Annotated in this window: 9 protein-coding genes and 1 pseudogene; 3 read left to right on the top strand and 7 right to left on the bottom strand. The window is 40.9% G+C overall.

What is annotated here, in order from left to right; translation table 11 throughout:
• The first annotated feature begins 369 nt into the window (after window positions 1–369).
• The 3 genes from CQA63_RS10460 (at window position 370) to mazF (ending at window position 1,160) form a co-directional block, all read left to right on the top strand.
• Complete coding sequence (locus CQA63_RS10460) at window positions 370–498, top strand: hypothetical protein (RefSeq protein WP_280524201.1); 129 nt, start codon at window positions 370–372, stop codon at window positions 496–498.
• A gap of 90 nt (window positions 499–588) precedes the next feature.
• Window positions 589–825, top strand: coding sequence for an AbrB/MazE/SpoVT family DNA-binding domain-containing protein (locus tag CQA63_RS08965; RefSeq protein ID WP_158655449.1), 237 nt, complete (start codon window positions 589–591; stop codon window positions 823–825).
• Window positions 825–1,160 (top strand): endoribonuclease MazF, encoded by a 336-nt coding sequence (mazF, locus tag CQA63_RS08960; RefSeq protein ID WP_233706573.1) that lies wholly within the window; start codon window positions 825–827, stop codon window positions 1,158–1,160. Before CQA63_RS08965 ends, mazF begins: the two co-directional genes overlap by 1 nt.
• A 65-nt stretch (window positions 1,161–1,225) precedes the next feature.
• On the opposite strand, the gene CQA63_RS09940 is transcribed toward mazF, so the two are convergent.
• From CQA63_RS09940 to CQA63_RS08945, 7 genes and pseudogenes are all read right to left on the bottom strand, one after another.
• Window positions 1,226–1,393 carry a hypothetical protein gene (locus tag CQA63_RS09940; protein WP_158655448.1) on the bottom strand — a complete coding sequence of 56 codons (168 nt, stop codon included), beginning with the start codon at window positions 1,391–1,393 and terminating at the stop codon, window positions 1,226–1,228.
• 62 nt (window positions 1,394–1,455) lie between these two features.
• The gene (locus CQA63_RS10455) at window positions 1,456–1,587 is read right to left on the bottom strand and encodes a hypothetical protein (RefSeq protein ID WP_280524200.1); all 132 of its coding nucleotides are present in this window, start codon (window positions 1,585–1,587) and stop codon (window positions 1,456–1,458) included.
• Window positions 1,588–1,641: 54 nt separating this feature from the next.
• Complete coding sequence (locus CQA63_RS09585) at window positions 1,642–1,878, bottom strand: hypothetical protein (RefSeq protein ID WP_147288779.1); 237 nt, start codon at window positions 1,876–1,878, stop codon at window positions 1,642–1,644.
• A gap of 121 nt (window positions 1,879–1,999) precedes the next feature.
• On the bottom strand, window positions 2,000–2,185 hold the full coding sequence (locus CQA63_RS09580; protein WP_147288778.1) for a hypothetical protein: 186 nt from the start codon (window positions 2,183–2,185) through the stop codon (window positions 2,000–2,002).
• Window positions 2,182–3,351, bottom strand: a complete 1,170-nt coding sequence (locus CQA63_RS08955) for an Eco57I restriction-modification methylase domain-containing protein (protein ID WP_411710140.1) — start codon at window positions 3,349–3,351, stop codon at window positions 2,182–2,184. The genes CQA63_RS09580 and CQA63_RS08955 overlap by 4 nt, the downstream gene beginning before the upstream one ends.
• 13 nt (window positions 3,352–3,364) lie before the next feature.
• Window positions 3,365–6,214: a hypothetical protein gene (locus CQA63_RS08950; protein ID WP_104699610.1), complete on the bottom strand. Its 2,850-nt coding sequence runs from the start codon at window positions 6,212–6,214 to the stop codon at window positions 3,365–3,367.
• Window positions 6,215–6,232: 18 nt separating this feature from the next.
• Window positions 6,233–6,892: pseudogene (locus CQA63_RS08945) on the bottom strand (hypothetical protein); the annotation flags it as partial.

Genomic DNA, 6,892 nt, shown 5'->3' with positions numbered 1-6,892 from the left:
AGTGCCACCTCTTAAAGCGTCGTCGGGGCGGGGGATATATAAGGGGGAGGGAGCGACTTCGCAATTTAAGCCCCTCCCCCTTATAAAAAAAGAAAAAAGAGAGTCACTAGTCGTGCTTTTTGGTGTTTTTGAAAGCAATTCTTTGCCCTTTATTGGGGGCTTAGAATGACAAAGTAACTGCCTTTCTAGTGATTCCTTTAAAGAGTCTTTAGCGGATAAGAGAGATTCTTCGGTCGCACCTTGTGCTCCCTCAGAATGACAAACTTGGCTACCCGCAAGGGAAATTATTTTGGCATCACGAACCCTCGCAGAGGGTGAAGAATCTCTACTTGGATTTCTAGCAGATTCTATCCCGTTGTCATTCTGAGCTTGAGAATCAAGCGAAGAATCTCTGTGGGCTTTCTAGTAGGTTTGAAAGAGATTCTTCGGTCGGGCTCTGCCCTCCCTCAGAATGAGTCGCTAGGATTCCCTTGTGAATTCTTCACTCATATTTTTTAATGATTAGAGCCATTTAGCGACATATTGTAAATTGAGTATTAAATATCAAATATGTATAATTGTATCAACAATGATACAAGGAGATATAAGATGACAAGTGAAGTCAAGCTTAATAAATGGGGAAATTCATTAGCCTTGCGTATTCCTAGTAGTTTTTTAGAGCATTTAGGATTAAGTCAAGATTCTAAGCTAAAACTTAGCATTAAAGATGAAAAGCTCATTATTGAAAAGCAAAAAGATTTAAAGCAGATATGTAAAGCAATTCATAAAAATAATCTCAATACAGATACTATCTGGGAACAAGATATAGTGGGCAAGGAATGGTAATGGCAAACTATATCCCCCAAAGTGGTGATTTGATTTGGCTTGATTTCACTCCACAGAGTGGGCATGAGCAAAAGGGCAAAAGACCCGCACTTGTCGTGAGCCCAAAAGAATATAACCACAAAAGTGGCTTGTGTCTTTGTGTGCCTCTAACAAGCAAGATAAAGGGCTATCCTTTTGAAGTGCCATGTACAATACAAGGTAAAAGGGGAGTGATTTTGAGCGACCAGTTGAAAAGCGTAGATTTTAAGGCAAGAGGGGCTGGCTTTATCCAGCAATGCGATATTGAAACTTTGAGTGCAGTTAAAGAAAATCTTGCTTTATTGCTTGAGTTCTAAATCGCAAGCCCTTTCTGGCTAAAATAAATTGTTTTTCAAATTTGCTAGAAGTTTCTAGCTCATATTTAGGCATTCATAGCCTTTTGAAATTCTGCGACATTTTTATATCGTTTTGTTTTACCATTTGCACGTTCCTTTTCAAACGCTTTAATCGCTTGGGTAATCTCTGCATTCTCTTCTTCTATGCTGATTTGTGCTTTACTTAGCTTTGCTACTTCTTGAAAAAGTGGCAAAATTCTTTACTCGCATTTTTAATGATTAAAGTCATATTCGCTCCTTAGCTTGAATTACGACATTATACATCTAATGAAGTTTTAGACTCTATAATTTTCATCTCTTCTGTGCTTAAATCATAGAGTTGATATACCAAAGCATCAATTTGGGCTTCTAGCTCGCTGGTGTGAGATATATTCTCATCACGAGTCAAAGCTGAAGAATTGCTGTTTGGAATTACTAGCGACTCTCTTAAGTTGTCATGTCTTTAGGGCTTCAGCCCCGAAGAATCTCTGTTGGATTCACCATCGACTCTGCCACTATTGTCATTCTGAGGGAGTGAAATGACCGAAGAATCTCTTTTGTATATTAGAGACTCTCTTAAGTTGTCATTCTGAGCTTGAGAATCAAGCGAAGAATCTCTGCTGGCGACTAGTGACTCGGGTAGAGATTCTTCGGTCGCACCTTGTGCTCCCTCAGAATGACAAACTAATTTCCCTTGCAAGGTAATTTTGTCTTGCGGGTTGGACTCATTGTCATTCTGAACCCCTGCAAGGGGTGAAGAATCTCTGTGGGCTTTCTGTGAAGAATCTCTACTTGGATTTCTAGCAGATTCTATCCCGTTGTCATTCTGAGGGAATGGTAATGACCGAAGAATCTCTTTTAGCGACTAGCGATTCGTTTAGAGATTCTTCGCTTCGCTCAGAATGACAAAGGAGTTGAGTTGTGTGTGGATTTTGCAGAGATTCTTCGCCTCCACTTTGTGCTCCTAAGACAGCACAATTTGCCTTAAGTCTTAATATCTCCTTCACCTCCCTTGCATGATATGAATTTCTTCTTCACTTAAGCCATAAAGTGCATATACTAAATTATCAATTTGGACTTCTAAATGCGAAGTATCAGCACTAGAATCTTGTGCTTTGAGTGCCAATATCTCATCACTCAAAGCGATAATAGAATCTGCGATGCGTTGATTGGATGCTGTGATTTTGGGGATTGGTAAATCTTCAAGTTCATATTTATTAACATGATTATTTGTGCTTGTTTTTCTAAAAAGCCAATCAAGGAGTTTTGAATTGAGAAGCCCGACAATGAATTTTGCTTCACTTGAATTCCGTGAATATGAAATATTTACGGAATCCAAAAACACGAAATTCGTGTTTTTGGATTCTACAAAATTTGCATGTATGCGAAATGTATCAGTCGTCCCTGTGATATTTTGCGTAGTAATAATATTTTTATCTTTATTATTCTTGAGTGCTTTTAAAATGAGCTCATTATTTTCAATGCCATACATCATTTGGGAATCTTGATAGTATCTGTGGCAATTCTCACCTTTAATAATCAAAATATTTGTTGGGCTATGACTTTGGATTTGTTTAAGCTTTGTGGTATTGATATTCCCCTGCAGTGTCCCCTCTAACATTGAGCCAAGCAAAACTTTATCGTGCTTTATTTTCTGAATCAACGCCATTTCACCTTGTTTAATCAATGGGATTTCAAATCTATGAGGATAAAAAGAAAGAATGGAATCTTGCTTGATAGATTCAAAGCATAGCTTGCTTATCGTGGTTTTGTCATTATTAATAGAGAGTTTAAAGCTATGAGATTTTAAAGGCGTGGCTTTAGTGCATAAAAGAATGCAAGTGCCTTGCAAGGCAGTCTTAAAGACTTGCCCCTCTTTTGTGGGGGCGATTTTAGGGAATTCTACGCACTGCTTGATAGAAGTTTGAGTAAGTAGAAGCTCCCTTGTGTGCGAAGAAGATAAATCACACATAATTGAACTTTGCGTAATGAGGCAAAAGACACCGCTATCTTGTGTGACAAGATTATAACCATGCTCTACAAAGACTTTGTAGAGATTTTGCTTGCCTTTATCTTTACCCTCGCTAAAGGGAAAGGTTTCACTTGGAATATCGCCTTTTGGTATTTGCAGGTACGGCGGATTCCCTAGTACTATATCCCAGCCCTCTTCAATTTCCCTGAAGTGGCTATCTTCTGCCCCCCCCCCCAGTGGTATTCTTACCAGCTTTTATGCCAAACATCCACTCACTATCAAAAAACTCCGCCACAGAATGCGGGTTGAAAGGATTCCAAGAGAGGAGCGGGTTACTTGAGAAATCTCCCTTGTGCGTATGCCAAGCAGCCTGAATATTTTTGGCTATTTTATCCCTTAGGGCGAGATAGGCAGATTCTAGCTCTAATTTATCTTTAGCCTCAAAGGTTTGCTCCCGCAGGGCTTTAAGCTTAGCCATATCTTTTTCATAGCCTACATAGCTTAACCCCTCTTGCTTAGGCAGGGGGATTAGGCTATTAGCAGAGACAAATTTAAATTCTAAATTTGGCAGGGGAGCGATATTTTCACTTGGGGCATCACAAATAAGTGAGAGGAAGCAGCGCAGGCGGGCGATTTCAGTTGCCATGGGCTGAATATCTACGCCAAAGATGTTTTCTTGCAGGATTTTAAGCTTTCGCTCATAAAGTGTTAAGCGGCTTGTCTCTTGTGTAGGCTGTGAAGCATTGCTGTTTGGATTTCTAGTAGATTTTATCCCGTTGTCATTCTGAACCCCTGCAAGGGGTGAAGAATCTCTGTTAGAATTGCTAGAAACTCTGCCACTATTGTCATTCTGAGCCTGTGAAACAGGCGAAGAATCTCTGTGGGCGACTAGTGATTCGTTTAGAGATTCTTCGCTACGCTCAGAATGACAAACTAACGGAGTTGCTAGTGATTCTGTTAAGGAGTCTTTAGCGGATAAGAGAGATTCTTCGGTTGGGCTACGCCCTCCCTCAGAATGACAAAAATTTGCGGTGGGGCTTTGAGGGTTTTTAGAAAATTTTGGGGGTGAGGCTAGGCTGTGCGCCTGCGAACCCTCAAAATTTTCTAAATCGCTTGAATGCCTACCCAAAGCTGAAGTTTCAATAAGCGCGGTTTGTATTTCAAGCAGTTCGCTTAACATTCCTAATGGAAACGCCCCGCTCCCACACGCCGGATCAAGGATTTTAAGCGCCTCAAGGCGGGCTAATATCTCCTTAGATTCCGCCGCTTCAAGCCCTCTAGCGTCTTTATCAAATATGAGTGCCTCTAGCTTAGAATCGCTAATGTTGGTGCGGTTTTTGAGACTTTCATGCAGTGAAGACGCACACATATAAGAGACAATCTCCCGCGGTGTATAGTAGCTCCCTGTGGCTTTACGCAAGTCTTTGTCATTTTTGAGATTATCAGTAAAAAGCACTGATAAAAGATTTTCAAACACCATTCCCAAAAGCTCAGGATCAAGCCCGACTTCTTGGGTTAGGGGCGTATTTTCACTCAAGGTAAAGTGATAACGTGCAAAAGTGGCAAAAAGCTTATCAAAGCAGGCATTTGGGATTTGCAAGGTATTGATGTAAGCTAAAGGGTTTGAAGCATTATAATAATCGCTTTTATGCGGGGCAAAAAGCCCGCCATTAAGGTAGGGGATAGACTTTAGGAGTGTAGAAATAGATTCACTCAAAAAGGTATATTCTCTTTGGTTTGTAGGGGTATTAAGCGTGCCAAAAAAGAGCGGCTCGCATACTTCGTGGTAGTAGTTTTGACTTAAAGTGCTATCCCATAGTGTGGGGCTGATTAAGCCCTTTTTTTCCAAAAATTGGCAAAAAAGTAGGCGTGAGAGAAGCCTTAGGACAAACTCGCGTTTAAGCTTTACAAACTCTTCTTGTGTGGTTTGTGATTTTTTGGATTCTTGTTTTTGTGGGCTTTTTGCTACTATATTCTCATCACGAGGCAAAGCCGAAGAATTGCTGTTTGGATTTCTAGTAGATTTTATTCCGTTGTTATTCTGAGGGGCTTCAGCCCCGAAGAATCTCTGTGGGCTTTCTAGTGATTCGTTCAGAGATTCTTCGCCTAAAGGCTCAGAATGACAAACTAATTTCCTTTGCGGGTAGCCAAGTTTGTCATTCTGAACCCCTGCAAGGGGTGAAGAATCTCTCTTGGCGACTAGTGACTCGGGTAGAGATTCTTCGCTTCGCTCAGAATGACAAAGTAACTGCCTTTCTAGTGTTTCTGTTAAGGAGTCTTTAGTAGATAAGGGAGATTCTTCGGTCGGGCTCTGCCCTCCCTCAGAATGACAAGAGGTTTGAATTGCTGGTGATTCCTTTGTGAATTCTTCGCAAGCTCCCCCATTTACTCCCTCTTGAGGTAAGGTAATACAATCGCAAAAGTCTAAAAACACTTCCTTAATTTCTTTAAAAAATTCATCATTTAGCGTTTCAATACTTAGGGCTTCAAGCAAGTTTTGATAAAAGTTATCAAGCGGGAGGTCTTGGGTGTAGAGATTTGTGAGTGAATGGAGGTTTTTAATATGTGCGGGGTGGGGCTTATGCAGGGCAATGTCTTTAATAAGCGTGATTTTAGCCAACACATCAACCTTTTGCTTTGTGGCTAGGGATTCTCGCCGTGTGGCAAAGGCGATAGATAGGGCTTCTTGGCTTAGAAAAAAGATAATATTATAGCTTGATATTGCTCTATTGATTGCCTTTGTGGCGGCTATAAGGTCGGCTTTGTGATGGCTTGAAGTAAATATTAGGCTAAAAGCTAGGTTTTTATGCCCGCTTTGGGCTTCTTGGAGGGAGGATTGTATATCTGTGGTGGTGTAGTAGATGATAGAATCTTCAAAGTTAAATGCTTGCAGTGCGGGATTAGGGCTAAGGGGTAAAAGTAGGTCTATCCCTGCTTTTCTAAGATTTTTAAAGCTAAAAAGCTCTTGTATAAAGCCCACAAAACACTCTTCCAAATCTTGCGTATTGTCTTGGTTTAATTGTGCAAAATTATGCAAATAGGATTGAATCGATTCTGCTTTCATACTAACTCCTTTGGGTCTCTAGGTTTTATGCTGGAAGTTGGGGGTGTTTGTGGCTTTACGTGCATTTTGGGCATTGCTTTCAATAATGGCGATTTCGTCTTGAGTGAGGTTGTAGAGGGTATAGACTAAAGCATCAATTTGGGCTTCTAACTCGCTGGTGTTATTTCTGTCATATTGAGGCAAGGCCGAAGCATTGCTGTTTGGAATTACTAGCGACTCTCTTAAGTTGTCATTCTGAGGGCTTGTAAAGCCCGAAGAATCTCTGTTGGATTCACCATCGACTCTGCCACTCTTGTCATTCTGAGCCTGTGAAACAGGCGAAGAATCTCTGTGGGCGACTAGTGATTCGTTTAGAGATTCTTCGGTCGCACCTTGTGCTCCCTCAGAATGACAATAGGATTGGGATTGTCTAGTGGCTTTATGAAGCAATTCTTCACAATGCTTAGAATGACGAAATGGCTGCCTTTCTAGTGTTTCTGTTAAGGAGTCTTTAGCGGATAAGAGAGATTCTTCGGGCATAAAGCCCTCAGAATGACAAACTAACGGAGTCGCTGGTGATTCTCTTTTTTCTTTTTCTACAAGGGGGAGGGGCTTGAATGTGCAAAGTTTTATAAAATAATGGGGGGGCAAGAGCTTCGCTCGTGCAGGCAAGCTCCAACCCCATAATAATATTCTTGC

It is taken from the genome of Helicobacter marmotae, from assembly GCF_003364255.1.
Classification (GTDB): domain Bacteria; phylum Campylobacterota; class Campylobacteria; order Campylobacterales; family Helicobacteraceae; genus Helicobacter_C; species Helicobacter_C marmotae.
This window is presented reverse-complemented; position numbering and strand designations above follow the sequence as displayed.

What these genes read in the sequence shown, in the direction of transcription:
- CQA63_RS08965 (WP_158655449.1), top strand. Translation starts at nt 589, where the DNA reads ATGACAAGTGAAGTCAAGCTTAATAAATGGGGAAATTCATTAGCCTTG.
- mazF (WP_233706573.1), top strand. Translation starts at nt 825, where the DNA reads ATGGCAAACTATATCCCCCAAAGTGGTGATTTGATTTGGCTTGATTTC.
- CQA63_RS08950 (WP_104699610.1), bottom strand. Translation starts at nt 6,214, where the DNA reads ATGAAAGCAGAATCGATTCAATCCTATTTGCATAATTTTGCACAATTA.